We start from the raw sequence: 26319 nt of genomic DNA, 5'->3' as shown, positions 1-26319 counted from the left end.
CAACTTACTAATAGCAGTTTAGCAAAATAGCTTATTTAAAAATCGGACTGGACGGACACTCCCGGACGCTCTCGGACAGAAAGGAAATCTTCAAACAGGAGGAATATAAGTCATGACTTTTTCTGAATATGCTACAGGTCTTTCAGCCTATATTTCATATGGAAAATCGGAGTATGACTATTTCACTGAGCTGATCGGGAATTTCATACAAGATGCTGCAATGGACGCCTGTAAACTACTGAAGAGACAGAATGACACAAAGTATCGATACATCAAAGGAATCCGCCTCATTCAAGTAAAGGATGCACAATATCTCTATGACCACCGTGATAAGGAAAAATTCTCGCATTGGATATGGGAGAGAATGGATGATACATCGTCTTATGACAAGATATCAGCTTGGTTGGTCAGACATAACATTTCAAGTGATGATCCAGCCACAGCATGTGCAGACCTGTTAGAGTCTATAATCTTAGACATCATCAACAATATTGCCTCATCTCCCCCCTCTCAAAAATCTGATTTAGATCTGACGCTGATCAATGACATCCAAGAAAAAATAAAGTCGCTCCCCCGTCCGGCTAATGTACCGGTTCCTAAGGAAGCGACTCAAAATGAGGAAACATATATTGATGAGTTGTTTTTGGCATACGGCGATGCCGAGGGCATGGATGTGTTTTCAAGGAATGACCTTATATCATTTCCCGACTATGAGGAGGATTTAAATGGTCGCCGTATCGATTTTTATGCGGCTGAAAGCATACGGCGCGGAGTATTAGAGTTGGGCAGTGGCAGTCTAACAGATCAATTTGACGTCTTGAAATCCGAAACTCTTGTCGGCGTGACAGACACAGCAAAACGAACACACCCGAATGGTTATGAGCGTATGCTTGCAGTAATGGAGCAGGCAGTCACCACACCGATGACAAACTATGTTCTCAGCGCATCTCCATATTGGATCGGTGGAAAAATCAAAAAAGGTGTATGCCATCATCTTGTGAACGACGGTAAACTTGCATGGATAAGGAGAAGAAAGAAGCAATGAGTGAATCCGCCCTTGGCTCAGTCTTTGAAATTTCTCTCCGTATTCTTCTCATGCTGAAAGAGTTGTTTCCTTCAAAATTAGATGAACAACAAGTCAGTGCATTAGATTTCATCTCTGTTTACGCATCAGACTTTGGTCTACTGGACGAAAACCTGCATGGATATGGCGATTACAGATTTAGTGAATATCCAGCAAGAAAGCATATGGTGGATTCTGCTTTAAAAAACCTTGTACTGGATGGATATGTTCGCCTATCTCCCACTCCAACCGGGTACAGATACTCCATTACAGAGCTTGGAATGGCAGTCTGTAAGCAATTTGACAATGACTATGCAAAAGAATACATTATTGCGACTCATGCTGTACTTAGTAAGTTTAATGGAGCAAATGCCAAGGCGATGTTGAAAGAAATAAACAAGCTTACTGTTCAATCACTAAAGGAGGTCGGACATGAATAGATTTTATATTGAAAAACTGATCGTGTCCGGTGGATGGCACAAAGACACCGTCATTGATTTCAAACCTGGTTTGAATTTTATATTGGGGCCTTCCAATACAGGAAAAAGCCTCATCATGGACTGCTTGGATTATGTATTCGGATTCTCCCCGAAGAAAAACCGACCTTCAAAAATTGTTGATAACCAATACGGCTATGAGTATGTCACGCTCCATTTGGCAACAGGCACAGGAAGCGTTATTCTGAAGCGCAAAATAGGTGATTCAAAAATTCTCGCCAGCGGCACAGATCCAACAGTTGAGCATGGTACATACAGCGTAAGTCATAACGCCAAGAAGAATATCAACGCTGTCTATCTTCATTTGCTTGGAATTGATGAACCGCATGTTATTCGTTCGGCAGAAACAGGCACTAAAACTCAAGATCTAACATGGAGAAGTATGCTCCATCTGTTTTTCATTCGACAAGGAGATGTTGCAAGAGAAAGCTCAGCGTTACTGGCGCCCAATAGCCCGGGTCCCACGGCATCAGCATCCGTACTGTTATACTTATTAACTGGGAAAGATGCCAATTCCCTTATTGCAACAGAAGATCCTAAAATCAGTGAAGCAAAAAAGAAGGCCGTGATTGGATACATCCAAGAAAAAGTAAAGGAACTCACTGCCAGACGAGAAAAACTGGAAGTTGCTCTCTCATCCTCAAGTATCACAGATCCTCGTACGAGCGTCGAGCGTATTCGAAAAGAGATTTCTGACCTGCAGACACGAATGGATGCTGCTGCAAAAGAAAGTCAGCAGATTATGTCGGAAATCTATGCATGGAATGGTAAACTCTCCGAATCAAAAACTGTAGAACATAATCTTTCTGTCCTACACCAACAGTATCAAGCTGATATCAGGCGAATCGAGTTTATTGTTGATGGCGCAGCGAGTATCTCACCTATCCGAAAAAAAGTTAAGTGCCCTATCTGCGGTGAATATGCAGAACGTGTACAGAGCACATCTTTTATTGAAGCATCTGCAGCTGAGCTTGAAAAAATTAAACATCATCTATCCGAACTGAATATTGCTCAGCAGGACGTCAATCATCAACAAAAAACGATCATTACCACAATCAGAGCATTAGAAGAAAAGAAGGATACTATTGATACTCTGATTACTAACCAATTACAACCTCAATTAAGTTCTTTTGAAGAAAAACTTGAACAACATCTAAAACTGATACGACTTTCAGGAGAGCTCGATTTTGTCCGTCAAGACGAAATACAGTACAGTAGTGAGTTGTTCAACAAGGAAACAGAAGAAATATCGCGCCCCTCGAAGTATAATGTGTTCGAGGATTATGACTACGATCTCATCAAAGGCTTTGAAGAGAAGCTTCGTCAGATTTTGAAAGCCTCCCATATTGGAGGAGCGAATTCAGCAAGACTTAACATGGAAAACTTCGACATTGAGATTGATGGGCTAAAAAAATCTGTCTCAATGGGCGGAGGCTTCTGCGGGCTACTGAACACAATCACAACAATGGCGATGAGTTCATACCTCATTGATCTTGGAAGGAATGCTCCCGGCTTCTATGCAGTCGATTCCTCCTTGACGCAGCTCTCTGAAGCGGAACATAAAGAACAAAACGATACCATAAAACAAAATTTCATAAAGTATCTCATCTCTAATGCCCACGAACGACAGGTCATCATTGTTGAGCAAACAAAACGTATGCCCTTCATTCCCACTGACAGTGAGGAAAATGCTGTCCATGTTATTCAATTCTCTAGAAACAAAGAAAAAGGTAGGTATGGATTTTTGAATGATGTGTATAATGCGGAAGATCAATAATTCTTAGGGAAACACTGAAAAATTCTTTTGTTGCACGATTGAGCTCCGAAATATTACAATAGAGGAAAACAGCAACACGACGAGAGAGAGGCAACATCATGGTGCAGCAAACCTTTACCGACATGGAGTACGCAAACCGCAAGAGAACAACACGGCGTGAAGCCTTTCTGGAAGCCATGGAATCCATCATTCCTTGGAACGAATGGATGGCACTCATCGCGCCGTACTATGTCCAGAAAGAGCGCGGCAGAAAACTGATCCCCCTAGAAACCATGCTGCGTATGTACCTTATGCAGAACTGGTTCGGTCTTTCCGATGAGGGAATCGAGGATGCAATTTACGACAGCTATGCCATGAAACACTTTCTGCGGATTGACTTTTCCACAGAACAGACACCCGATGCCACGACACTTCTGCATTTTCGGCATCTGCTGGAAAAGCACGACATCGCCCGCAAGATTTTCGATGATGTGAAACAACGCCTAGACGCGTCTGGACTCATCATGCACGGCGGCACGATTGTTGATGCAACCATCATTCATGCACCGAGTTCGACCAAGAACGCGACAAAGTCCCGTGACCCTGAGATGCACTCCACGAAGAAGGGGAATCAGTGGTACTTCGGCATGAAGATCCATTCCGGTGCGGATGCCGGAACAGGCTACGTCCATACGATCACAGCGACCGCCGCCAACGTGCACGACATTACCCAAACCCATGCGCTGATCCGCGAAGATGATCATACGGTCTATGGGGATTCGGGGTATCTCGGTGTGGAAAAACGCACGGAAATCCGAGAGAGGTCCGAGCTTTCAGACGTGGACTACCACATTGCCCAAAGACCCTCGCAGAACCGCATGACGAAAGAATACAAAGGGACGAATTGGGACAAGAAGATCGAACACGAGAAAACTTCCATCCGCTGCAAGGTAGAGCATCCGTTCCTCATTGTGAAGCGACTGTTCCAAGCGGGCAGGACAAGGTATCGTGGCATCAAGAAGAACCTGCTCCGTTACTATCTGCTCTTTGCATCGGCGAACCTCGTCATGTGTTTGAGGGCAGGAAGGCAGAGGGCGTTCTGCATGACAATGGGATAAGTGCGCCCTTTTTCCCAAATTTCCCGGTGAAACGGGCGATTCGGGGAAGAAAAAGGGGCAATGAGAGCAGTATTGCACGCTCTTTTGTATTGTAATTTGTGAAATTTGTGTCTGCGGATCAGCTGGCTGTGATTATCCACTATTTATCAGTGATTCCTTAACAGATGCAATTGAATCTGGTCATTTATGTTTTGATGAACTGGCAAGGATACCCGACAAAGCCGTTACCAAAGCTTTAACCTCTATCTGCGGAATCGGAACTTGGACGGCAAAAATGTATTTAATTTTTTGCTTGAATCGTCAAGACATACTCCCATACGAAGATGTGGCGTTTCTCCAGGGGTATAGATGGGCGTATAAAACAGATGATTGTTCTCCGTCCTCGATACAAAAACGCTGTAAGAAATGGAAACCATACTCTTCGATAGCATCCCGATATATGTATCGTGCCCTCGATACAGGACTAACAAAAATGGAATTTCATTTGTATAAATAAGGAGGTAACAGAATGAGCTCTGAGAAAAAAGATAAGGGAATTCTTATAGAAACATCTGACAATAATAAATATGGTAGAGGAACTTTCTCAGCCCCGGCGCGTTATGTTGCATACATGAATACGATTGCGAACTCTCCGGTATATGAAGGCTTGCCAGGAATTCGTGGCGAAAACGGAAAGATAAACTGGCAATGTAGTTCAGGGAAAACGACCTCTTTTTACAAGTTCTTCCCTGGGCGTTTTGATTGGTGGGTTCAGAAAGCGGATGATCTCGAACTTCCAGGAACCGGAAATTCGGACGACAGGCTTACAATTGCTGCACGTACAATACATCCAACAGGAAAGAAAGTATGCTTAGTATGTGGTAAAAGAAGATATATAGGATATATGTATATCAATGCCAATTTTGCCAATGCTTTAAATAAAGTGGTTGGTGAGCAACTGTTCGAAAAGACCATGCCTGTTTATGAGGCAGTCAAGATTCTTGTTGAAAAACGCGGCAAGGAGTTCTCAAGGGAGTTTATATTAAAGAATTTTCCTGAAAAAGCAGATGATATAGCATCATTCGACGCAGGTAATTATGAGGAATTCTTCCGTTTAACACAGCAGATTCGTTCAACGAAACTGAGTCCGGGATACATGGGCGATTGTCCACATCGTCTTGATGGTATTCATGATTATTGTACTTTTTGCAGGAAGCATAATGATCCCGGTCGATCTGATGAAAACATGCGCACTTATAATCATGACCGCAGAGCATTTATGTGGTGGGCTGAAGGCGATTGGAAAATTGCAGATACTCTCTACAATAGTGCTGGTCCAGGTGTTTGCGTTAACTGCGGAAAGCATGTAAAAAAAATAAGTCCTGACCATGTTGGTCCATTAGCATGTGGTTTTAAGCAGAATGGTTTCTTTGAACCCCTCTGTGGACGCTGCAACTCTGCAAAAAACAGACGCTTTACCTTTGATAATGTTATTAGTCTCCTTGATTATGAAGAAAAAACGGGAGAATCTGCTGCCAGTTGGCAGGTACGCACCTTATGGGATAAAGCAAAGGATGAAATGCGCGACGATGCAACCGTAAAAACTCTATCTAATTATATGCGCGCCATGCAAGATTACTATCTTCGCATTCTCGCCTACATTGCATCCCTGGGGCATTTTGAGTATCTGACATGTTATTTGCACCCAGAATACGCAAATTACAATGTCACCTTTACAGGGTTGGATCCAAGTACACTTTCATATAAGTCATTTAACAAGGTCAAGGCTGTGTCCAATGGCAGTCGTAGCCTTGCGGCAAGATCTGTTAGAATTGCATTTGAAGAATTATTTGAATACTGTTCAAAACCTACAGCAAAGAGAAAGTCTATTATTCTGAAGGCTGTGGAAGCATTTCTTCTGCAGGACAAAGCAAAAATATCGAAGATTTTTTCTTCAGTTCCTGTTAATGAAGCGGATAAAAAAATGCAAGCCGTGCTTTCTCCAAGCATCGAATCATTAGACCAAAAGGATTCAGAAATTCAAGTCATAATCGAAAGCGCAGACTTTACTAACAGAATGGGTAAATACGCTCAGCTTACGAATCAATTAAAATCCATCATTGATAGTAGGGGGCTTCAATTCGCAGACGAATGTATTGCCGAAATTGCGAAGTAATAAAGTTAGGGCGGGAAGATTATTCCCGCCCCGCTTTTTTATATTTTTTATCTAATCTCCAAAAACTCTTCTGTACTGATTTCTCCACTACACCACTTACTATAAGTTGGGTCAATTACTGCATCCTTCGGGAAGTAGGTGTTAACAGGCATCAAGGCTGATAATCCCCAAAAGGCCTCTCCTACTGTAACAGGATATCGATGGAAAGACAAGGAAGTCTGTCCATCGTTAGTTTCTCGTCTGCCAAGACATTTTTCAAACAGTGCTTCCGGAACAGACGGAAGATATTTCTCATCCTTCGACGCTACAATGATGACTCGCCTACGCATCTGAGGAACACCGTACATCTCAGCATCCAATACCCAAGGCTCAGCATTCAGCTTGTAGCCCAACTTACTCAAAGATGCATATACACCTTCGATAACCTTTCCACCTTTCATACTAAGTATTCCCTGAACATTTTCCATTACCACAATCGTAGGCTGTACCCGTTGAATCAGTTTCAAATAACTGTCAACGAGCTTATTCCTGATATCATTTTCATCTCTATAGCCGGCTGTGGAAAATCCCTGGCATGGAGGTCCGCCTACCATAACCCATGGCTCGTCGGGAGATATTCCTTTTTCAATTGCAGAAATGAATTCAGATTGAACACTTTCATTATTAATATCACCAACAACCATCGTTATATTATTTTCATGATTTGCCGAATATGTTTTTGCAGCATCCTTATTGAGTTCTATCGCTGCAACACCATTAAATCCTGCCAACTCCATTCCATAGCTTAAACCTCCAGCGCCGGCAAATACATCGCAAAATTTCACAGTCCTTCCAACAGCCTCTTCTATAGATTTTCCTATGGCATATCCGAGCAAAGGAGGAACTGCATTTCCTATTTGTGTTCTAACAGCAGCCTCATTTCCAAGAAATTTAAATGAATCCGGGAAAGACTGAAGTCGGGCGGCTTCTCGACAGGAAAGAGTTCTATCCTCCCAGGGATGGATATTTGCGCCATTCCCTGGACGGTTAAAATACGTCGAAATAGTATATGAAGGCTGTGTATATTTTAACCTGCTATAGTAAGTAGTTCTCACCATTCCGCGTGTTTTTGCCATAGCCCTGATTTGATCAAGTCGTTTTGAAGGTACAGATTCAGGTATGCTTGTCCAGTTTCCTCCTGGCTCAACATAACTAATCATCTGCTTATCAAGTTTTGATAACGATGGCATTTGGTGATTTGCAAAGTCAATTTGCTTTTCATCTTGTATTTCATCATATGCCTCTAAACATTTTTCCATTTCTGAAGCCTCAACATTTTGCAAAATAACGGAATAATCATCCTTGCTTAATCCCGCTATAACTGCAATAAATGCGTCAAAATAAGAATACCTGTCCTCGCCGTTCCGTTGCATTAAAAGCTTGAGTTTCGAGCAATTTGTAGTTTGTAAGGATGCATACGGTAAGCAGGTCAATTCAGAGAGTTCGCTATTTGCAACATGATTGTTGTAGCTAAAAATTCTAAACTCCCATTCAACAGTATAGCTATTGAGGAAGATCCAGTAGTAGAATTCTTTCTCGTCCTTCTGATCTGTACTGTTTATTGCAACAAAGTCACACGAATTTGCCAGAATACTGTTTTTGGGAACAATCGCTGCTTCGATACGCTTTTTCTTTTGCAAGTATGAACACTGTGGAATAGCTATTCTGGAGCAGTTTATATACTCCGCTTTAGAGCTGTTTGCAATTGCCTCAATAAAGCCTTCGTATCTTACATATCCATCTTTTCCTGAATCATTTACCGAGCCAAGTTCCCAGCCATGTATATGATCCCCTCGAATAAGCCTATGACCCGTATCTGATTTAGATACGAACTGTTTGTACTGCGTTAAATCGAGTTCTCCACGTGCATTTACCAACTCATCAATGTCCTTGAATTTACCGAGCGTCTGTAGCTTTACAAGAATGCGCATGGATTTTCCATCGCATTTGGGGAATTTAAGTTTTTCCCCGGACACTGCTATTACCGACTGCAACGATAACGAGGTCTTTATGGAGTCAACTTCTTCAATCCTATATACAGGATTGGAAACAGATATAACACTAACCGGTTCTTTTCCAAGTATTGAAACGGCAGTTGGTTGGTTAACGCCCTTAAATAATTTTGCGATTTCCGGTATTATCCATATACCATGCAGGAGACCCTTCAGAATAATAGTTTTTCTGAAAGCAGTGCTTGTTTCATCACCAAGCCAAGAAGAAGGTGTAATTGCCACGACAGTTCCAGTATCAGATAATAAATCTAATGCCGCTGCCATAAATAGCTTAGAGTACTCCAGCGTTCCCTTCGCCATCCCATAAGAAGAGAATCTCTCCCTTAAGCGCGTGGAACGATTCATAGTATCCTGGCGGATTTTATTTCCAAGTTCTATCCGTTCCTCTTGGGACAGATCCGCTCTTGTACTTATATCTGTAAGGTCAGACGCCAGGAACTTTATATTCCCATAGGGGGGATTCATTATTATGGAATCAAATGTTTCTTCTCTTTCTGAATCAAAATACTCAAAAAAGTCCGTACATCGCACATCAATAGCGATATCCGTTCCTTTTATTTCTTTGACTTTGCTTAAAAGATTTCGTGCCAGAATTGCTGTCAGAGCATCAATTTCAATCCCCTGAACACATTCTATCCGTTCATTGAGCAATATACTGTACGCAAGGAAAACCCCTACACCAGCTGCTGGATCAAAAACTGACCGTGCACCTGGGTTTTCGTTTATTGAAGCTAATACCATTCTTATAGCCACCGATGGGGGTGTAAAGAAAAAGCCATTATTTTTCGCTGCCCCCAGGTGTTTATGAACCACACTTGTATCATCGGGATCGATAAACTCTCTTGCACCAAGTTCAACAACATTAGCATATAATCCAATCATTTCAATTGGGTTATCACCATAATTCTCCAGTAATTCGGCACATGTTTTTTCTGTCAAAAAGGCGTTAAAAGCCAACACCTTCTCGGCATTATCAAAGGGATTGCGTTCCAAGACAGAATTAAGCATGCTACTCTTTATAGCATTCCGGTCAGAATCAGCAATTTCATATTTCGATGCGAAGCGTTCTGCGACACTTTTTCTTATTTCCTTGGCCTTGGCAAATATGGCATCATCATAGCTTTTATTCAATTGTTGAATGTCAAAATATTCGTTATTTGCCATTAATCTACACCATCCTGAAAGCTGCTTTTTCCGCTCTTTACCCATTCATCGAGTTCACATCGTTTAAATCGCCACTGCTTGCCGATTTTATTAGCGGGTATTCCGCTGTCCTTTTTTATCCAATTTCGAACAGTATCTTTGTTAACACCAAGGTATTCTGCGGCTTCTTCGATACTGATCCACTTGTCCATGTAATCTTCGTTCACGATTCACCTCAAAGTAAAGTGCCATATCTCATCACATAACAGTATAGCATTATCAAACCTGCTTTTCAACGTTTTTTATATGAATATATATGGTTTTTGTACGAATTGGTGTGACTATGAAAAGCAGAACACCAAAAAGCAATCTGATGTTGTATAAATAAAGTTGACAACTTCTTCGCAAGGAATAGATGTATAATGAACGATGAGAAGGAGAGGTCAAAATGGCAACAAACAAGCAATATGATCACGAGTTCAAAGTTCAAGCAGTAAAACTCGCCCAAGAAATCGATCAGGCGAAGGCTGCTAGTGAATTGGGGATTTCAAAAAACACCATGTACACGTGGAGCCGTGCCCACCGTATGGGATATCTTGATCTTGGACACGGTACACAAACACCCACGAGCGCCATGTCCCTGCATGAAGAAATCACCCAGCTCCGTGCACGACTCAAAGCGCAGGATAAAGAGATTCGGCGACTAAAGAAAGAGAACGACTTTCTGGAAGAAGCAAGCGCTTTTTTCGCCGTCAGTCGTCTGAAGTCAACAAAAACGAACGCATGAAATTCATCGCGCTCAAGACTTCAGATGGCGCAATCAAAGGAAACATCAGCTTCTATTGCAAGATTCTCGATGTCACGAGGCAGGGATTCTATCAGTACTTGTCAAACAAAGATCGTCCGTGGAAATATCAGGCGCTAGCCGATGCCATGATGCAGATTCATGCGGAGGATGAATGCAATGGCACCTACGGAAGAATCCGCATGTGGCAAGCACTCAAAATCAAGCAGCCGGAAGGCGTCCATATCCCGAGCGAGCGAACGGTTTACCGCGTCATAGAAGAAATCGGACTTAGCCATCGTCCCAATCATAAGTCGAACGGTATCACAAAAGCAGATCGGCAGGCATAGATGTCGGAGGATCTCCTGCACCGTGATTTTCATGCCGACACACCGCTTTCTAGGTGTGTCACTGACATGACAGAGATTCCTGCGTGTGATGGAAAACTCTATGTTTCAGCACTCTTTGACTGCTATGACGCCGGCGTGCTCGGACTTTCTATGGATACGAATATGAGGGCTTCTCTGTGTGTGCAGATGCTTGATAACGCCATGATTTCCTACCCGATGCTAAGGGGCGCAATCCTGCACTCGGATCGCGGCAGCCAGTACACAAGTCAGCTGTATCGGGAGGCAATCCAACACTATGGGATTCGACAAAGTATGAATAGTGCCGGTGGACGCTGTCATGATAACGCGCGTTGTGAGAGTATGTGGGCACGCATGAAGTCGGAGCTTCTCTATGGACGCTATGACACAAAGAAGATGACAACACAAGAGTTGAAGGTTCTGATTTGGCGTTACTTCATGAGCTATTGGAACAACCGCCGGATCTGTTCCGCAAACGGCGGACTTCCTCCGATGGTGAAACGCCAACAGTTCTATGATTCCCTGGACGTAGCTTCTTAAGATTTCATTTCCTTGTGGGGAATTTGTCAACTGATCTTGACAATATCACGAGCACCATTTCCATCAGGATAAAGGAAGGCGTTTCTCAAGGGCTTTCCTTATAAAAGGACCTGATCTCATCCAAACATTCTAAAACCGTCAGTCTTCCATATGATAACTGCTCATCTGCAAAAACAGGAGTCCTGTTTTTTAGGTATTCAAGCCAACCATATAGTAAATTTTCATAGGAACGCTTTACATCTAAGAGCTCAGAGTATTTTCCTACATAAACATTTCCTGCAAACCATGCCTCCTGATGAACAGGATACCAGCATTCCTGCCGTAAGTCAGTCAGGATATGTGCATACCCCTCTTCATCAATGACAAGTACATTGTTCTTGCGGTCATCTGCCTCTTTCATCAATACCCGAATCTCTTCCTCGTCAAAAAGATGTGTAGGATTTTCTCGATAATCAATATGCACTTCTATATACGGATCAGTGAAATCTTTCATATCGTATTCTGTCCTACCATAATGATGACGAATATAATCTAGCATATATGTATGCAGCTCTTCCATACGAGAGCGGCAAAAAAGATGATAGACATCTGAGGGAGTAGGATTCTGGTGAAAGAAACCATCTCGACAAAGCTTGTATTCGTTCAACTGAAAGATTACGCTAATCTTACCGCATGGCTCATCCATTCTAAGCCCTCCGCTAAAATCCCATTTTTTCACAGATTTCTCAATATATTCCTTCATCGTTTTCCTTGAAGTAGATGGAAGATTTTCCATAGGAGGGGTAAATGGATTAGCATTAAATTGATGCAGAACTTGATCTTCTTCTATCCCCAGTTGTTTTACAGCATTTGTGACGGTTAGAAGCTTTGATATATACTCTCGAAATTTCCAGGTTTCGCACATATTGTGACGCGCATCATAGACTCCGGTAATGCCATTATAAGGTCCGTATTTTTCTGTGATTAAAAACTTCCCTCTGAGATAGCGCATTACAACACGAAAGCCCTCTGGTAGTTTTTCACCACTATCATAATCATAAACTTTATAAGGTGCATTCTGTGCTGATACATAATGTCCGGGTGTATCTTCCACCAAGTACTCACTAAGCTGATCTTTATCCGTTGTGAGAATTGGTTCCAATTCCTCTAGTTCCAACATGAAATAGTTCCAACGGTAGTCTATTCCAAATCCTTCAAAATACAAGGCTTTGGGCTTCACAACATAACATTGAAAAAGATCTGTATAAAGATAAAGACACCCTTTCTCCCCAGCAAGTTCTGCTTGAAAAAAGTCCATTCCTCCATTTGTCGGCAGAAACATATGGTTAAATACGGGCAGCCTTGCAAGCTCATTCAGTACATTCATGATAGTTTCAGCCCCTGCCCATATGGCAGAAGATGCAATATTTTGTCCAAACAATAGGTGCGACAAAAAATTCCATTCACTATCTTGAGACTTCACATCATCTTTTTGAATCCTCCTCCACTCAACAAGTCGCTCATGAAATTCTTTCATGTTCGGTCGATGTTCCGGTGCATTATCAGTTGCATCACGAAGAAGTTCCTCAAGTTCTACCAAATGTATATTCTTATACTGTTCATGTTTTGACAACGCCTGTGTATTATCGACACGATCATATGGACCGTCAAAACCACGTTCATCACCTGTCAAGAACATCCAAAATGTTTTTGCGAGTGAGAACACATCTGCCTTTCCTCCATCCGCTACCTTTGGATTCCGCTTCATTTCAGGAGCAATCGTGAAGATGGCACCCAACCCCTTGTCAGACTTTGTAAATCGTTCATCCTGTTCGGAGCAATCAACCAAACCAAAATCAGAAAGACATGCTCTCTCCTTATAAAAATATATGTTTGACGGCTTAATATCGCGATGAAAAATTCTTTTATCATGTAGCTGCACCAACGAATCTGACAATTCCAGAACAAACTCTGTAATTTTATTGATATCACATAGGTCCTGTTTAATTTTGTTCATGATTGGCTGTGCACGAGGCATAACATACCAGTATTCCGAAGGAGAATCATCGAAGATAGGTAATATTCCAGTGATATACCCAGAAACTCTTTTCACCGTTTGAATTTCCACTATAAATCGCTTTCTCTTCTCTTTATCACTGCGAATATATTTCTCTTTGAGTTGTTTAAGCGCATATTCTTCTCCATCCTTCCTAACAAAATAAACGAAACCATTTCCTCCTTCTTGTTTTTCCTCTGATATCACCTCATACTTTCTTTTCCAGCTATCACAGGATCGTGATTTCTTCGACATAATTTCTTTCCTCTCCCACATAACATCCTCTAATACGCTTAGATTATACTATATAACATATTGTATAGAAAACCATGACAAAAATACGACATATCCTTTTGTCTTTCTGTCAATAATAATATAGGGAAGTAGCAAAAACATGCGTGCTACCGCCCATATCAAAGAATAATTTTTAAGAATAACTGATAGTCACAATTTTTAAATAGCTACCTGTTTATCCTCATATTGTATCGTTATCGACGTTACTTCGTTCATTGCCGCTACCAAAATGATACTAGAGGGAAAGGTCAGCGTCGCGTTCGCACGCGACACCGTAATCTGACGATCCTCGATCGGCTCACGCAGCACCTCAAGCGTCTTCTTGCTGAACTCCGGCAGCTCATCAAGAAAGAGCACGCCGTGATGGGCAAGCGTCACCTCACCCGGACGCGGAATGCTCCCGCCGCCGATCATCGCCACCGTCGAGGAGGTATGATGCGGACTGCGGAAGGGACGCGTGGTCAAAAGCCCCGTATCCTTGCCGAGCAGCCCCGAGATGCTGTATATCTTCGTGATCTCGATGGCTTCTTCCTTTGTCAGCTCCGGCAGAATCGAAGGCATCCGACGTGCCAGCATCGTCTTTCCCGAGCCGGGTACGCCGACCATCAGGACATTATGCCCACCCGCCGCTGCAATCTCAAGCGCACGCTTCGCCTGATACTGTCCCTGCACATCCGCAAAGTCATCGGTAAAGGCATTGTCTTTTGTGTCTTTGATTTGTTTTTGCGCGGCGGGGGTCAGCGTTTCCGTTCCCGTCAGATGGCGTACCAACTGCCCCAGATTCTCGACCGCATAGACCTTCAGTCCATCAATGAGGAGTGCCTCGTCTGCATTGGAGGGAGCAACGTAGAACTCCGTTAATCCGTGTTCCCGCGCCGTGATTGCCATCGGGAGAATGCCGCTGATCGGTCGGCAGTTCCCATCGAGGGAAAGCTCTGCCGAGAACAGTGCGCCCTGCACTGCCGCCTCGGGAACCATACCGTAGGATGCAAGGAGACCAACCGCAATCGGCAGATCAAGCCCCGAACTGTCCTTTCGCACATCGGCGGGCGCAAGATTCACCGTCACCCGTTCCTGCCGCAGCTGAATGCCGGAGTTGCGAATCGCAGTGCGCACGCGCTCCTTCGACTCCTTCACCGACGTATCGGGAAGCCCCACCAGTTCAAAGCCCGGCAGCCCCGGCGATACATCCACCTCAACGTCGATAATCCGTCCGTCAATCCCGAGGGTCGTCGCACCATAAGTCTTTGCAAACAACGGCCTTCCCTCCCATGTTTCAAATATAAGAAAATTATAACACAAAAGAGGGGAAGATGGCTAATGATTCTTTGCAAAAGAAAAGAGATTCCAAGCATCAAGTGTGACAAGTGGAATCTCTTGTTGTGTGTTATAAGCTTGGTAGCTTATCTGGAAAAAGATGCACTCCTTCTCTATGAAGAGCCTCTAATGAAAGACGCACAGAATGACACAATCTGAATGATTATGTAGTTTCATGTTTTTTCACGATATGTGGACTCCGTCCTAAGATACAGTTCCTCCTTTGTTTTCATTTGTTGCCGGGACTTCAGGAAGGAAGTGCACCTCTACACGGTTCTTTGCTTTGTCCGAAATCCATTCGGTCAAGCGAGCACGCGACGCTTCGTCCATATCCGATTGCAGATATATGAACGCAATTTGCGTTTCACTCAGAGCAGCCGATTTATCCCCAGTCCCGGAAGGTGCGCGTACACTCCCGACAGCGATGCGGGAGATTTGCGGAAATACGATACGAGCCTCACGATTCCAAACCAATATGTAAGCTCCCTGCTTCTCGCTTTCCTCGCGGGCAGACTTGAGTGCGGTCACAGTCTGCTGCTCCTGCATAGAGGGAATGGCACTTTTTTCGACCTCGCTGAGTCTCTGATCGATCATCGCCTCCATCTTTTCTCTCTCTTCCACCGTTTCCGCAGAAAACACCTCCAACCGGAACGGTCTAAGATGTGCCTTTTCATGCAGTTTCTCTGTCAATACCGTCAAATCATCCTCCGATATTCCGGCAATCGTAAACACTGTCAGCATTTTCTTCTCGTTATCCAAAGTATAGGAGATTGCCAGACGAGGTGGTGCTTTGAAATTCTCCTCGATATAAATCTTCGCCTGCTCGTTCTCCAGATTTTCCTGCACGCTTTGATACGCAAAGAAACAGCTGGGCAGCGTGACAAGCACTGCAAAGGCCATCAGGTAGCGTTTCTGTCTTGAAAATTCCACGGAGTTGCGCTCTATCTTTGAGGGAATGTCAATGATTTTCAGGACGATGAACGCCGTCAGACAGATAAAGAAGCTGTTGATAAAGAACAGGTAGAGTGCACCCACGGTGTACGCCATAACGCCCGTAGCAATGCCATATCCTGCGGTGCAGAGAGGAGGCATCAGAGCTGTTGCAATCGCAACACCAGGGATGACATTCCCGCCCTCTTTGCGTGTTACGCCGATGATTCCTGCCAAGCCGCCAAAGACAGCAATCAAAACGTCCCAGATGGTCGGCGATGTTCGTGCAAGCAGTTCCGACGAAGGGCCATCGATCGGTGTGAGGGAAAAATAAAGCGTCGATGTGGCAACCGAAATGATCACTTGGGCGAGCAGACTTCCTGCACTGGAACGAATGTATGTGCTGTCATAACGGGCAAGCCCATAGCCAATTCCAAGGATCGACCCCATCAGCGGAGAGATCAGCATCGCACCGATGATGACCGCCGTGCTGTTCATATTGAGCCCAATGGAGGCGATAAAGATCGCCAGGATCAGAACACTGAGATTCGTTCCCCTGAATCGCACGCCGGCGTTGATTCGCTCTGTAATTTCCTGGATCGATGCAGTGTCGCCGCGCAAATCAAAAAAAACTTTCAGCTGATTCAAAATCAAACAAACAGCTCCTTCGGTCTCTATCATTAGGATGTTCGTTATTTATAGAAATAATACCACGCTCTTACGAACATAGTTAATTCCTTTACCGACGTATCGGGAAGCCCGACCAGTTCAAAACTCGGCAGCCCCGGTGACACATCCACCTCAACGTCGATAATCCGTCCGTCTATCCCGAGGGTCGTCGCACCATAGGTCTTTGCAAACAACGGCCTTCCCTCCCACGTTTCAAATATAAGAGAATTATAACACAAGAGAGGGGAAGATTGCTAGTGATTCTTTGCAAAAGAAAAGAGATTCCAAACGCTAGGTAGGGCGAGCGGGATCTCTGTTGTGTAAGTTTGTGTGGCACTAATAAATTCAGCACCAAGTCTGATAGACTTCATTTTATCCGTGAATCTCCTAAGTAAGAACATCTTGCTCCATATGGGTCAACTCCTGCCAATGCCGATACATTGTCGACATTGCAAGGATAAATGCAAGAATTTCCGCGGTGGGTCCCGCGTAGAGCACGCCATCCAAACCAAAGAGACATGGCAACAGAACGAGTAGCGGAAGGAGGAACAATCCCTGCCGCGAGAGTGAAAGCATGAGTCCCGTGCGCACATTCCCGACCGCCGTGAAATAGTTGATTGTAAGCGGCTGCACACCGCTGATGCAGACCATCATCAAATAGATCCGTAGATACTCCTCCGCAAATACAAAGTAAAGCTCCGATCCGCCGCCAAAAATAGTCGTGATCTGCCGGGGAAAGATCTGAAAGACAAAAAAGATGGCAACGCTCAAAAGAAATGCGGTGACGAGGGCTTTGCGATATGTCTCCTTGATGCGTCCGTAGTCCCCCGCACCCATATTGAAGCTGAAAATTGGCTGACACCCCTGCGCTAGACCGACCGTAAAAGCATTTAGAACACTGTTGAGTTTCGTCAAAATCCCCGCCACGGCAAGTGGGATATCCTCACCATATATGCTCATAGCTCCATAATATGTCAGTGTGTTATTGAGGACTACACTGACGACCATCATGATGATCTGATTCAGAAAGTTCGACAAACCTAATTTAGCGATGCCAATCATCTCATGCGCTTGTATTCACAACGTAAGACGCGTTATTGTAAAAGCACGGAAGCGGAAGAAATAGCGAAAGCAGATGAGAAACGATATGATTTGGGCGACGACTGTGGCGAGTGCCGCACCCTCAATCGCCCACCCAACCCCGATCATAAAGAGGGCATCCAGAAATATATTGAGCACCGCGCCGCTGACAATACAGAGCATTGCATAGGCAGGGCTGCCATCCGCGCGAACGAGCATATTATTTGCCGTAAAGAAAAGCAAAAAAGGCAGTCCGAGCGCAGTGATTCCGAGATAGCTTTCCGCAAACGGCAGAACATTCTTCGTTGCACCACAAAGGAGAAGTATGGGCGTCTGAAACGTGAAAACAAAACAGCCAAGAGCAATACCAAGAATAAGCGACATGATAAGACCAGTCCCCACATAGCGTCTTGCCGCTTCATTATCCTTTGCACCGATGCAAATATTGAAATTTGCTGCTGTTCCGATCCCCACAAGCTGCGCCAATCCCGTGGACAGAATCACAATGGGAAATGCAGCATTTGTCGCTGCATTTCCTAACATTCCAACCATATGACCAATAAAAATCTGATCTGAGATGTTGTAAATCGTATTGACGAGCATACTGATGATTGCAGGAAGAGCAAACTTCTGAATCAGTCCCCCAACAGGTGCGACACCGAGCGGATTCTCCTTTGGTATCATGACGACTTTGGACATACAAACTCCTATCAAATAAAATCACGGAATTAATGAAAATCTCGCCGTCCGCACGCGCTCCTTCGACTCCTTCACCGACGTATCGGGAAGCCCGACCAGCTCAAAGCCCGGCAGCCCCGGCGATACATCCACCTCAACGTCGATAATCCGTCCGTCTATCCCGAGGGTCGTCGCACCATAAGTCTTTGCAAACAACGGCCTTCCCTCCTACGTTTCAAATATAAGAAAATTATAACACAAGAGAGGGGAAGATGGCTAATGATTCTTTGCAAAAGAAAAGAGATTCCAAACGCCAACGGTGACGAATGGAATCTCTATGTGTAAGATTTCAGCATCTCTAATTTATTTGAAGTGCTTGCAAATGTCTCCGTTATCCTCGTTGCTAAGACCTGTGATTGCAACAGTATTTTCTAATTTTTTCAAATACTCCAGCACCTGGGGAATATATTCGCTCTTGGCATAATCCGAATCCGCATACCAGACATTGGATTGCCCCATCCCTCTACCCTTGCCTGCTTGAGAAGCGCGAGGCATGCGAAAATCTCTCTTTTTCACCGGGATAAGATAAGCATTGATTGCTTTGGTGATAAAATAGTAGCAGGAACCATCATCAAATTCCTGACACTCCCGATACATCTCGGCTTTTTCATACCAACCTACTATCCGACTCCCTTCTTCCCCTTTAGCGACCCAAACAACGGTCACATCATCCAACACATCAGCCTTTGCTGCCGTCTTATCCAATCGCTCAAGCTTAAGTGTGTACCCCTTTTGCTGCACATATCCATAGCAATTATCCTGGTATGGCTGAAAATTACGCGATTCCATTGCATCGTTACTTTCTCCCACCCAAGAGCCACCGTTATGCGGTTTATCCGAATCAGTGATTCCCATATAGTATTCCATCCATGCAATATTGCAAAAAATCACCGTTGCCATTCTTATCTCCTCCTACATAGCCATTTCCCCATAGAAATGGGGAATTTGATAATCAAGAAAAAGTTCATGCTCTTCTACATCAATGATCCGTCCATCTATCCCGAGGGTCGTCGCACCATAGGTCTTTGCAAACAACGGCTCTCCCCTCCTACGTTTCAAATATAAGAAAATTATAACACAGGATGAAGGAAGATGGCTAATGATTCTTTACAAAACATGTGTGCCCCCATGTATCACTGCAACACTTTTTCTACGCATATCGTACAACATAGCCCACTCCACATCAAATCATTCTTTACCATGCTCCTCGATTGCCTCACAATAAAATGCAATCTTGGCATCGAGTGCCTCCATATGTGCGTGCAGCTTCTCCACCTCTGCCGCAAGATTGGCACGGTGCCCTATGAGCATTTCCATCCGCGCTGAAAGAGTATCGTCGCCCTCTGCCCGCAACGCAGCATAGCGCCGAATCTCCCGAATTGGCATCCCCGTCTCCTTGAGTCGCAGGATGAATGCTGCCCATGCAACATCTCGTTCAGAGTAGCACCGCCGATTCGCCGCCGTACGCTCCGGCAGGAGCAGTCCCTCATGCTCATAGTAACGCAGCGTATGAATTCCCAGCCCCGTTTTCCGTGAAAATTCACCAATACTATATTCCATAAAATCCTCTCCTTGACATAGAGTATACTCTACATTGTAAAGTAGTGCCAGAAGGAGGATTTCATCATGAGCAAACAAAACAACAGATACACCGTCATCACGGGAGCAAGCTCCGGCATCGGAGCGTCGACAGCAAAAGCATTCGCTGAGCGCGGACACAACCTCATCCTTATTGCACGGCGCACAGAGCGACTAAATGCCCTAAAGGAAGAGATTCTTGCCGCACATCCGGCACTGGACATCGTTATCAAAACTGCCGATCTCTCTTCTGTCGAGAACGTCACACAAGTCTATGATACAATAAAACCCTTACCTATTGGGACATGGATCAACAATGCGGGCTTTGGAAGCTATGGCGCAGTCGGCACATCCGACCTTGACAAAATCAGACAAATGCTTCATCTAAACATCGAGGCACTGACCGTCTTTTCCACACTCTTCGTACGAGACTTCGCTGAGATAGAAGATACGCAGCTGATCAACATTTCCTCCGTCGGCGGCTACACCATTGTCCCAACTGCTGTCACCTACTGCGCGACAAAATTCTATGTCAGTGCATTCACCGAGGGACTCGCACATGAACTCATAGCACGCGGCGCGAAGCTCCGTGCAAAGCTCCTTGCCCCCGCTGCAACGAAGACCGAGTTCGGCGCAGTCGCGAACAACAACGCCGCCTATGACTATGACAAGGCGTTCGGCACCTATCACACAAGCAGCCAAATGGCAGAGTTCCTTCTCGCCCTATACGATAGCGACCAGACAATCGGTATCGTTGATCGCGAGACCTTCGCATTTCATTTGTGCCTACCACAGTTTCCCTATGCGGGGGGTTCTGCACATAATCAAAATGTAGTCGATGAGTAATTAAGCCATCTCCTTATAATGCATCGTCAACGTACGTAGCCGTGTACGGATCACCTCTCTGAGTGCCATAGACTCGACCGTTTGAACTTCAGCTCCATAGTGGATAAAGTAATCCGCGATAAACTCCTCCTCGCCCACATTGTAAAATCCATGGATATAGTACCGCCCATTCTCCTCCACAAGTCGCATGGATGGATAGTGTTCTTTATAAAAAAAATCTCGTCCTTTTGCTGTAATTTCGACAACAAAGGAGAGAGCATCTGCACGGCGATAAAGTTCCTCTGAGGAGCGTGCAAAGGACGAGAAAGGCATCCCCGCCACATCCATACACTCCTCCACCGCAGTGATGCGGTCACACCGAAAGACACGCGCCTGCCCCATCTCGAAATCGTGTGCCGTCCCATACCACTGCCCATACGCTGCGCGAATCTCGAAGAACTGCACTGTATAGCGGCGCAGTTCTTTCTTTTGATAATAAATCACGCAGGGCTGCTCCTTTACAGCAAACTGTAAAATATCCCGCAAACATGCACTCTCATTCGCGTGCTTCGTTACATCAAGGCGTAAAATATCCGCGATACGCTGCAGGGATGTCCTGTGGAGAGGGGCGCACTCCTCAAATTTCTCCCGCAGACGCACCACATCCAGATGAAACGGTGTGGTCTGATATGAGTCGAGCGTACGCATAGCAACGTAGAGCGCATACATTTCATCTACTGTAAAAAGGATCGGCGTAAGTAGATGATTCGGTAGAATCCCATATGACCCGCCGCGTCCTGTACGGGTAAAAATTGGCAGTCCCAACTCCTCAAGTGCACGCACATCGCGCAGAGCGGAGCTGCGCGAAATGCTGTATCGCTCCATCAGATCACGCAGTCGAAAAGAGTTCTTTCCCGAAAGATAACGTATCATATCGTTCAGACGCTCGGATTTATTCATACACATCCTCCATAAAGGTGCCGCAAATTGACACCTTTTTATACTATACTACAACTATTACACAAAGAAAAGGAGTATGGATATGAACATAAGTAACGAATTTCTGCGCCTGATGGCAGCACATCAAGACCTCGCACTTGCAACATCGGTGGACAATACGCCCCATGTGCGCATTGTGAATTTTGTCTATGCAGAGGAGAAAAAGCTCGTCTACTTCGCAACCTTTCCAGACAATGCAAAGGTTGGTGAAATCGACGCAAACCATACAGTTTCGTTCACCACAATCCCTCATGACGGAGGAACGGCACACGTCCGTGCCGTCGGCACTGCTGCAAAGAGCAAGCGCAGTATCTTTGACCTCGCCGATAGATTCACAGCAAAGATTCCGGGCTACGACGAAACAATTGCTGCGGTCGGTGACGCACTCATTGTCTACGAGATCACATTTCCCACTGCGACAGTGACCGTCGATATGGAGCACAGTGGAACGGTGACGATTTGAGTGTTGCTGCCCCATACCGATGATTGAAGGGCATCTTTCTTAGGGCGACTGAAAGGTCGTCCTTTTTGCTGCGTCTGTTGCGAGGCTACTTCTGGTAAATGGAATCTTCTGCGTGATGGAATCTTTTGCGTGAAAGGTGATCTCTTGAATTTATATCTTCATCCATCAACCGCAATCTCAATCCCGCCCTTGAAAACAACGACTGCCGTGCCATCCTCCTTGACTACGACGTGATCAAGCAGCCCACTCCATAGCTCCTCGTCGAACTCAACCTGCTCCCCGTCAATACCATATACCACTTGAATCATGGTCTCCAAGGTCTTTCTCTTGCCCTCCCTCTCGGCAATTTGCTCATCCAACCTCGCTAGACGCCCCTGCTTTTCCAGATAGCGTGCGCGAATCTCAGTTTCCTGTTTCAGATACGCATTCTGATCCTGCGCCACCCGTGCATTCTCACGAATCAGTATTTCGAGCCGTTCTGCCAAAACACGAAGTTCCTGCTCTACTCTACCGCGCTCCTCCATCAGCTCCCTCGTTTGACAAATATCGTCAATCAGGGATCTGAGTTCCGCAATCACATTCTCTTTGACTTCCACCAAGGAGTTCAGAGCCTTGACGAAAATCTGTTTGATTTCCTCCTCCGTCAAGTGCCTCGTACTGCACGGCTTGCGCTTGTGGGCATATTTCTTGTTGCAGCGATAGATCACCCTGCGGTACTTGTCCGTCGAATGCCACACCTTTGCACCGTACCAACCGCCGCAGCAGCCGCATTTGATTTTGTTCGCAAAGATGCTCACGCCGCTGTGTTTGCCGTTCTGCTCTCTACGCTTTATCTCCGATTGCACAAAGTCGAATAAGTCCGGCGGGATAATTGCCTCGTGGTGTTCCTCCACATAGTATTGCGGAATCTCGCCCGTGTTCTTCCGTCTCGTTTTATCGAGAAAGTCTGCCGTGTACTCTTTCTGGATCAGTGCATCGCCACGATACTTCTCGTTGGTAAGAATGGAACGTACCGTGGAGATGTACCACTTGTCCTTTCCCGATGGGGATTTGATGCCCCGCTTCTCTAACTCCTTGGTGATGGCATAGAAGGATCGCCCGCCAAGGAAGAGTTTGTAGATGAGCTTCACCACTTTCGCCTGTTCTTCGTTGATTTTGAAGTCCTTGTCATAGCCGAGGAATGCGCTGTAGCCCACACTGGTCTTGCCCTCGGCGAACTGCTTGCGCTTGCCCCATGTGGTGTTCTCCGAGATGCTGCGGCTCTCCTCCTGAGCGAGGCTCGACATAATCGTTATAAGGAGTTCTCCGCGCGAATCAAATGTCCATATGTTCTCTTTTTCAAAATAGATCTCTACGCCGTTTTCCTTCAGTTTGCGGACGTTCTGGAGAGAATCCACTGTGTTTCTCGCGAAACGGCTGACCGACTTTGTGATGATGAGGTCGATCTTGCCGGCAAGGGCATCCTCGATCATCTGGTTGAAACCGTCCCGCTTCTTAGTGTTGGTGCCGCTGATGCCCTCGTCCGAATACATGCCGACGAAATCCCAGTCTGCACGGCTTTCGATGTAGTTCTTGTAATGCGCCATCTGCATTTCATAACTGGAAGCCTGTTCTTCATGATCGGTCGAAACTCTGGCATACCCTGCCGTTTTACGTCGCCCATGCACCGCTGCCGTCTCTGACCGAAACACTCTGGGCGTTGCAGGAATCACCCTCACTGTCTTTGCCATCGGTATGCGTCTCCTTCTTTCAAATGGAAAACAACTTCATGGTCGGATATGACAATCCGCTCGACATTCTGCACAATCTGCCCTTCGTAGCCATCGCCGAAGAAGGATTCTGCCGCTTCCTTGAGTTCGGATTCGGGCAGCCGTTTCAGTCGGCACTTTGTACGCGGCTGACTGCAAGCCCACACCTTAGTTCCCTTCGTCCAAGTGTCACGCTCACACTTGCTTCCGCAGGAAGCGCAGTAGACTTTGTTGGTGAAGGGATTGCTTCCTCGCTGCCCGTTGTAGATGCGGGCAGTCTTTTTTTGCTCTACTCCCGAAGTAGTGGAAATGGTATAATCGTCCAGGGTGATGACAAATGGTCGAGAATTTTGACAAGATGCTCGCAGGATCACTGCGTCTGGAGGATCCATGGTATATCATAGGCGCAGAATTTAACGAGGAAGAGCCGGCAATCCATATACATGTGGGCATAGACAAGACGGCTGCGTTGTGCTGTCCTGTCTGCGGTGCGCCGACCAAACGGTACGGCTACGAGCCGTGGGAACGTATCCAGCGTCATGCGGACTGCCTGTTTTATCCCTGTTATGTCCACTGCAAGCGTCCCCGTATTCTCTGCGACAAATGCGGCACAGTGCAGGTCAATGCGCCGTTTGAGCGCAAGAACAGTCGCTTTACCCTGCTGTTCGAAGGCTACGCCATGCTACTCTTGCAAGACGTTCCTCGTGCCAGAGCCTCCCGTCTGCTTCGCTGTGACGAAAAGTCGCTCGCCGCTATCCTTACGTATTGGGTGCACGAAGCGGTAAATCGTATGGATCTTTCCGATATCTGCTCCATCGCCATGGATGAGACATCCTTTCGGCGTGGGCACAAATACGTCACCGTCGCCATCGACACAGTAAGGAGCCGTGTCTTCGATGTCGAACCCGGTCGCGACAAAACGGCGGTCAAAAACGTGGGCGAAAAACCGGAGAAGAACGGTGGCAACACGAAGAGCGTCAATTCTGTCACCAGCGATATGTCTGCAAGCTACCTGTCTGCCGTCCGGGAAGTGTTTCCGAACGCCAAACAGACCATCGACAAATTTCACGTCAAACAGGTGCTGCTCAAAGCCTTGGATATGGTGCGTAAGGATGAGCAAAAAGAGTCCGGTCGGAAAAAGGAGCTGTTCCTATGCCGCAAACTGTTCATGGTGCCGCACTTTCGGATTGTCCAGTCTCCGGATGACTTCTATACGTCGACCTCCATGATGGAGGCGCAGGAGCGACTGGACAAGCTGTGTTCATGGATGCGACGCTGCTGACTGAAACCGATGAAGGATGCCGCCTTGACGCTCAGGAATCACAGCAAGGAAATACTGAGCTATTTCCATACGCGCCTGACGAACGCGATTTGCGAAGGAATCAACGCGATGATTCAAGCGGCGAAGCGCAAGGCAAGAGGTTTTCATACCTTTGAAGGCTATGCCGCAATGATCTACTTGGCTGCAGGAAAATTGAAATTAGCTACGCCTGTTCTGTTCTGAAAATAACTTTTCCACTAGTTTTGGAGTAGAGCCAACAAACTTCTAATGGGAGCTAAAATAAAAGGACGTATATCACAAGGAACGTCCATATTTTTCAAAAACCTGCTATTTGTGACAGGTCACAGGCGATCATTTTCATGTTAAAATAAAATCAATCAATTTCTCTCAATTCTCACCCATATGCGAAGGCAGGTGATCCTCATGTCGGAGGAGGTTCGTGCGATACAATGCCGTAGCTGCGGCGGTGCGATGTACTCTGACCAGAAAACGGCAAGTTATGTCTGTGCGTTCTGCGGCTCGTCGGTGCCGTGGAGGGAGGAGGCGGAGTTTTGGGCGTCGCCGATCACGTTCCGTCACAAGCCGGTGCAGGTCATAGACGGCGCGATGAAGCTGGGACATGTGGAGGTGATGTCGGCGGTCAACCCACATGATGCACGTGTGCTGAGTCAGAAGTACCGCCAAAACAGCATTGCAGACAAGCTAGCTCTCTGGGACGATACGACCGTAGCCGCATTTGCGGGCGTTACACAGCTGGCGTTCGTTTGCCCGTTCTGCGGCGGAGAGTTCACGGGTGAGTCGACGCAGCATTTCTTTACATGTAGCTACTGCAACAACACGTTCGAGGACGAGCAGCTCGTGCGCCCCGGCGGCTACCGACGGGAGT

At 45.7% G+C, this 26319-nt stretch carries 24 protein-coding genes and 4 pseudogenes; 13 read left to right on the top strand and 15 right to left on the bottom strand.

Annotated features, from left to right (window positions below):
- Window positions 1–112: 112 nt before the first annotated feature.
- From AXF19_RS09945 to AXF19_RS09925, 5 genes are all read left to right on the top strand, one after another.
- On the top strand, window positions 113–1045 hold the full coding sequence (locus AXF19_RS09945; protein ID WP_066848291.1) for an ABC-three component system protein: 933 nt from the start codon (window positions 113–115) through the stop codon (window positions 1043–1045).
- Window positions 1018–1503, top strand: a complete 486-nt coding sequence (locus tag AXF19_RS09940; protein WP_009440589.1) for an ABC-three component system middle component 2 — start codon at window positions 1018–1020, stop codon at window positions 1501–1503. Before AXF19_RS09945 ends, AXF19_RS09940 begins: the two co-directional genes overlap by 28 nt.
- Window positions 1496–3337: an AAA family ATPase gene (locus tag AXF19_RS09935; RefSeq protein WP_066848289.1), complete on the top strand. Its 1842-nt coding sequence runs from the start codon at window positions 1496–1498 to the stop codon at window positions 3335–3337. Before AXF19_RS09940 ends, AXF19_RS09935 begins: the two co-directional genes overlap by 8 nt.
- 98 nt (window positions 3338–3435) lie before the next feature.
- Window positions 3436–4434, top strand: coding sequence for an IS5 family transposase (locus tag AXF19_RS09930; protein ID WP_066848287.1), 999 nt, complete (start codon window positions 3436–3438; stop codon window positions 4432–4434).
- Between the two features lie 508 nt (window positions 4435–4942).
- A complete protein-coding gene (locus AXF19_RS09925; protein ID WP_066848284.1) occupies window positions 4943–6589 on the top strand; it encodes an Alw26I/Eco31I/Esp3I family type II restriction endonuclease in 1647 nt (548 codons plus the stop codon).
- Between the two features lie 47 nt (window positions 6590–6636).
- On the opposite strand, the gene dcm is transcribed toward AXF19_RS09925, so the two are convergent.
- Together dcm and AXF19_RS09915 are read right to left on the bottom strand one after the other, a co-directional pair.
- Window positions 6637–9804 (bottom strand): DNA (cytosine-5-)-methyltransferase, encoded by a 3168-nt coding sequence (dcm, locus tag AXF19_RS09920; protein WP_066848281.1) that lies wholly within the window; start codon window positions 9802–9804, stop codon window positions 6637–6639.
- Entirely contained in the window at window positions 9804–10010 is a 207-nt protein-coding gene (locus AXF19_RS09915; protein WP_237141577.1) for a helix-turn-helix domain-containing protein, read from the bottom strand. Before AXF19_RS09915 ends, dcm begins: the two co-directional genes overlap by 1 nt.
- A gap of 221 nt (window positions 10011–10231) precedes the next feature.
- Here AXF19_RS09915 and AXF19_RS09910 point away from each other — a divergent pair, with 221 nt between their 5' ends.
- The 3 genes from AXF19_RS09910 to AXF19_RS15485 are packed head-to-tail and all read left to right on the top strand — an operon-like array spanning window position 10232 to window position 11475.
- Window positions 10232–10570, top strand: coding sequence for a transposase (locus AXF19_RS09910; RefSeq protein ID WP_066848278.1), 339 nt, complete (start codon window positions 10232–10234; stop codon window positions 10568–10570).
- The gene (locus AXF19_RS15490; protein ID WP_237141576.1) at window positions 10567–10917 is read left to right on the top strand and encodes an IS3 family transposase; all 351 of its coding nucleotides are present in this window, start codon (window positions 10567–10569) and stop codon (window positions 10915–10917) included. The genes AXF19_RS09910 and AXF19_RS15490 overlap by 4 nt, the downstream gene beginning before the upstream one ends.
- Entirely contained in the window at window positions 10918–11475 is a 558-nt protein-coding gene (locus AXF19_RS15485) for a DDE-type integrase/transposase/recombinase (protein WP_084784811.1), read from the top strand. It begins immediately after the preceding gene.
- Between the two features lie 85 nt (window positions 11476–11560).
- Here the strand turns inward: AXF19_RS15485 and AXF19_RS09895 are convergent, their stop codons facing one another.
- From AXF19_RS09895 to AXF19_RS09860, 10 genes and pseudogenes are all read right to left on the bottom strand, one after another.
- Window positions 11561–13765 (bottom strand): protein kinase domain-containing protein, encoded by a 2205-nt coding sequence (locus AXF19_RS09895; RefSeq protein WP_172837379.1) that lies wholly within the window; start codon window positions 13763–13765, stop codon window positions 11561–11563.
- 198 nt (window positions 13766–13963) lie between these two features.
- Window positions 13964–15061, bottom strand: a complete 1098-nt coding sequence (locus tag AXF19_RS09890) for a YifB family Mg chelatase-like AAA ATPase (RefSeq protein ID WP_084784810.1) — start codon at window positions 15059–15061, stop codon at window positions 13964–13966.
- Window positions 15062–15325: 264 nt separating this feature from the next.
- Window positions 15326–16732: a DUF389 domain-containing protein gene (locus AXF19_RS09885; RefSeq protein ID WP_084784809.1), complete on the bottom strand. Its 1407-nt coding sequence runs from the start codon at window positions 16730–16732 to the stop codon at window positions 15326–15328.
- 35 nt (window positions 16733–16767) lie between these two features.
- Window positions 16768–16914: pseudogene (locus tag AXF19_RS09880) on the bottom strand (YifB family Mg chelatase-like AAA ATPase); the annotation flags it as partial.
- Between the two features lie 193 nt (window positions 16915–17107).
- On the bottom strand, window positions 17108–17758 hold the full coding sequence (locus AXF19_RS15480; protein WP_237141575.1) for an MATE family efflux transporter: 651 nt from the start codon (window positions 17756–17758) through the stop codon (window positions 17108–17110).
- A gap of 39 nt (window positions 17759–17797) precedes the next feature.
- On the bottom strand, window positions 17798–18484 hold the full coding sequence (locus tag AXF19_RS15475; RefSeq protein ID WP_237141574.1) for an MATE family efflux transporter: 687 nt from the start codon (window positions 18482–18484) through the stop codon (window positions 17798–17800).
- 57 nt (window positions 18485–18541) lie between these two features.
- Window positions 18542–18694: pseudogene (locus AXF19_RS09870) on the bottom strand (magnesium chelatase domain-containing protein); the annotation flags it as partial.
- A gap of 147 nt (window positions 18695–18841) precedes the next feature.
- Window positions 18842–19438, bottom strand: coding sequence for a hypothetical protein (locus AXF19_RS09865; protein WP_066848265.1), 597 nt, complete (start codon window positions 19436–19438; stop codon window positions 18842–18844).
- 12 nt (window positions 19439–19450) lie between these two features.
- A complete protein-coding gene (locus tag AXF19_RS15745) occupies window positions 19451–19573 on the bottom strand; it encodes a hypothetical protein (RefSeq protein WP_257759436.1) in 123 nt (40 codons plus the stop codon).
- Window positions 19574–19726: 153 nt separating this feature from the next.
- Window positions 19727–20098, bottom strand: coding sequence for a MerR family transcriptional regulator (locus AXF19_RS09860; protein ID WP_066848263.1), 372 nt, complete (start codon window positions 20096–20098; stop codon window positions 19727–19729).
- Window positions 20099–20164: 66 nt separating this feature from the next.
- On the opposite strand from AXF19_RS09860, the gene AXF19_RS09855 reads away from it, so the two are divergent.
- Window positions 20165–20962, top strand: coding sequence for an SDR family NAD(P)-dependent oxidoreductase (locus AXF19_RS09855; protein WP_066848260.1), 798 nt, complete (start codon window positions 20165–20167; stop codon window positions 20960–20962).
- Here AXF19_RS09855 and AXF19_RS09850 read toward each other — a convergent pair whose 3' ends face one another.
- On the bottom strand, window positions 20963–21901 hold the full coding sequence (locus AXF19_RS09850) for a helix-turn-helix transcriptional regulator (RefSeq protein ID WP_066848257.1): 939 nt from the start codon (window positions 21899–21901) through the stop codon (window positions 20963–20965).
- Window positions 21902–21983: 82 nt separating this feature from the next.
- Between AXF19_RS09850 and AXF19_RS09845 the strand changes: the two genes are divergently transcribed.
- Window positions 21984–22403 (top strand): pyridoxamine 5'-phosphate oxidase family protein, encoded by a 420-nt coding sequence (locus AXF19_RS09845; RefSeq protein ID WP_066848255.1) that lies wholly within the window; start codon window positions 21984–21986, stop codon window positions 22401–22403.
- A 158-nt stretch (window positions 22404–22561) separates the two neighbouring features.
- Here AXF19_RS09845 and AXF19_RS09840 read toward each other — a convergent pair whose 3' ends face one another.
- Both AXF19_RS09840 and AXF19_RS13985 read right to left on the bottom strand, forming a co-directional pair.
- On the bottom strand, window positions 22562–24133 hold the full coding sequence (locus AXF19_RS09840; RefSeq protein WP_066848252.1) for a recombinase family protein: 1572 nt from the start codon (window positions 24131–24133) through the stop codon (window positions 22562–22564).
- Window positions 24118–24435: pseudogene (locus AXF19_RS13985) on the bottom strand (zinc ribbon domain-containing protein); the annotation flags it as partial. The pseudogene AXF19_RS13985 and the gene AXF19_RS09840, both read right to left, overlap by 16 nt.
- 53 nt (window positions 24436–24488) lie before the next feature.
- Between AXF19_RS13985 and AXF19_RS15470 the strand changes: the two are divergent.
- From AXF19_RS15470 to AXF19_RS15465, 3 genes and pseudogenes are all read left to right on the top strand, one after another.
- Entirely contained in the window at window positions 24489–25433 is a 945-nt protein-coding gene (locus tag AXF19_RS15470; RefSeq protein WP_084784808.1) for an ISL3 family transposase, read from the top strand.
- A gap of 9 nt (window positions 25434–25442) precedes the next feature.
- Window positions 25443–25655 carry a transposase gene (locus AXF19_RS09830; protein ID WP_066848250.1) on the top strand — a complete coding sequence of 71 codons (213 nt, stop codon included), beginning with the start codon at window positions 25443–25445 and terminating at the stop codon, window positions 25653–25655.
- 201 nt (window positions 25656–25856) lie between these two features.
- A pseudogene (locus AXF19_RS15465) lies at window positions 25857–26319 on the top strand (hypothetical protein); the annotation flags it as partial.

Origin of the sequence: Selenomonas sp. oral taxon 126 (assembly GCF_001683335.1) — a bacterium.
GTDB lineage: Bacteria > Bacillota > Negativicutes > Selenomonadales > Selenomonadaceae > Centipeda.
The sequence above is the reverse complement of the archived record's forward strand: the minus strand, read 5'-3'. Positions and strand labels throughout refer to the sequence as shown.

Bases quoted from the DNA above. Each gene is read 5' to 3' on its own strand.
- AXF19_RS09945 (WP_066848291.1), top strand. From the start codon at position 113: ATGACTTTTTCTGAATATGCTACAGGTCTTTCAGCCTATATTTCATAT.
- AXF19_RS09940 (WP_009440589.1), top strand. From the start codon at position 1,018: ATGGATAAGGAGAAGAAAGAAGCAATGAGTGAATCCGCCCTTGGCTCA.
- AXF19_RS09935 (WP_066848289.1), top strand. From the start codon at position 1,496: ATGAATAGATTTTATATTGAAAAACTGATCGTGTCCGGTGGATGGCAC.
- AXF19_RS09930 (WP_066848287.1), top strand. From the start codon at position 3,436: ATGGTGCAGCAAACCTTTACCGACATGGAGTACGCAAACCGCAAGAGA.
- AXF19_RS09925 (WP_066848284.1), top strand. From the start codon at position 4,943: ATGAGCTCTGAGAAAAAAGATAAGGGAATTCTTATAGAAACATCTGAC.
- dcm (WP_066848281.1), bottom strand. From the start codon at position 9,804: ATGGCAAATAACGAATATTTTGACATTCAACAATTGAATAAAAGCTAT.
- AXF19_RS09910 (WP_066848278.1), top strand. From the start codon at position 10,232: ATGGCAACAAACAAGCAATATGATCACGAGTTCAAAGTTCAAGCAGTA.
- AXF19_RS15490 (WP_237141576.1), top strand. From the start codon at position 10,567: ATGAAATTCATCGCGCTCAAGACTTCAGATGGCGCAATCAAAGGAAAC.
- AXF19_RS15485 (WP_084784811.1), top strand. From the start codon at position 10,918: ATGTCGGAGGATCTCCTGCACCGTGATTTTCATGCCGACACACCGCTT.
- AXF19_RS09895 (WP_172837379.1), bottom strand. From the start codon at position 13,765: ATGTCGAAGAAATCACGATCCTGTGATAGCTGGAAAAGAAAGTATGAG.
- AXF19_RS09885 (WP_084784809.1), bottom strand. From the start codon at position 16,732: ATGATAGAGACCGAAGGAGCTGTTTGTTTGATTTTGAATCAGCTGAAA.
- AXF19_RS15475 (WP_237141574.1), bottom strand. From the start codon at position 18,484: ATGATACCAAAGGAGAATCCGCTCGGTGTCGCACCTGTTGGGGGACTG.
- AXF19_RS09865 (WP_066848265.1), bottom strand. From the start codon at position 19,438: ATGGCAACGGTGATTTTTTGCAATATTGCATGGATGGAATACTATATG.
- AXF19_RS09860 (WP_066848263.1), bottom strand. From the start codon at position 20,098: ATGGAATATAGTATTGGTGAATTTTCACGGAAAACGGGGCTGGGAATT.
- AXF19_RS09855 (WP_066848260.1), top strand. From the start codon at position 20,165: ATGAGCAAACAAAACAACAGATACACCGTCATCACGGGAGCAAGCTCC.
- AXF19_RS09850 (WP_066848257.1), bottom strand. From the start codon at position 21,901: ATGAATAAATCCGAGCGTCTGAACGATATGATACGTTATCTTTCGGGA.
- AXF19_RS09845 (WP_066848255.1), top strand. From the start codon at position 21,984: ATGAACATAAGTAACGAATTTCTGCGCCTGATGGCAGCACATCAAGAC.
- AXF19_RS09840 (WP_066848252.1), bottom strand. From the start codon at position 24,133: ATGGCAAAGACAGTGAGGGTGATTCCTGCAACGCCCAGAGTGTTTCGG.
- AXF19_RS15470 (WP_084784808.1), top strand. From the start codon at position 24,489: ATGGTCGAGAATTTTGACAAGATGCTCGCAGGATCACTGCGTCTGGAG.
- AXF19_RS09830 (WP_066848250.1), top strand. From the start codon at position 25,443: ATGAAGGATGCCGCCTTGACGCTCAGGAATCACAGCAAGGAAATACTG.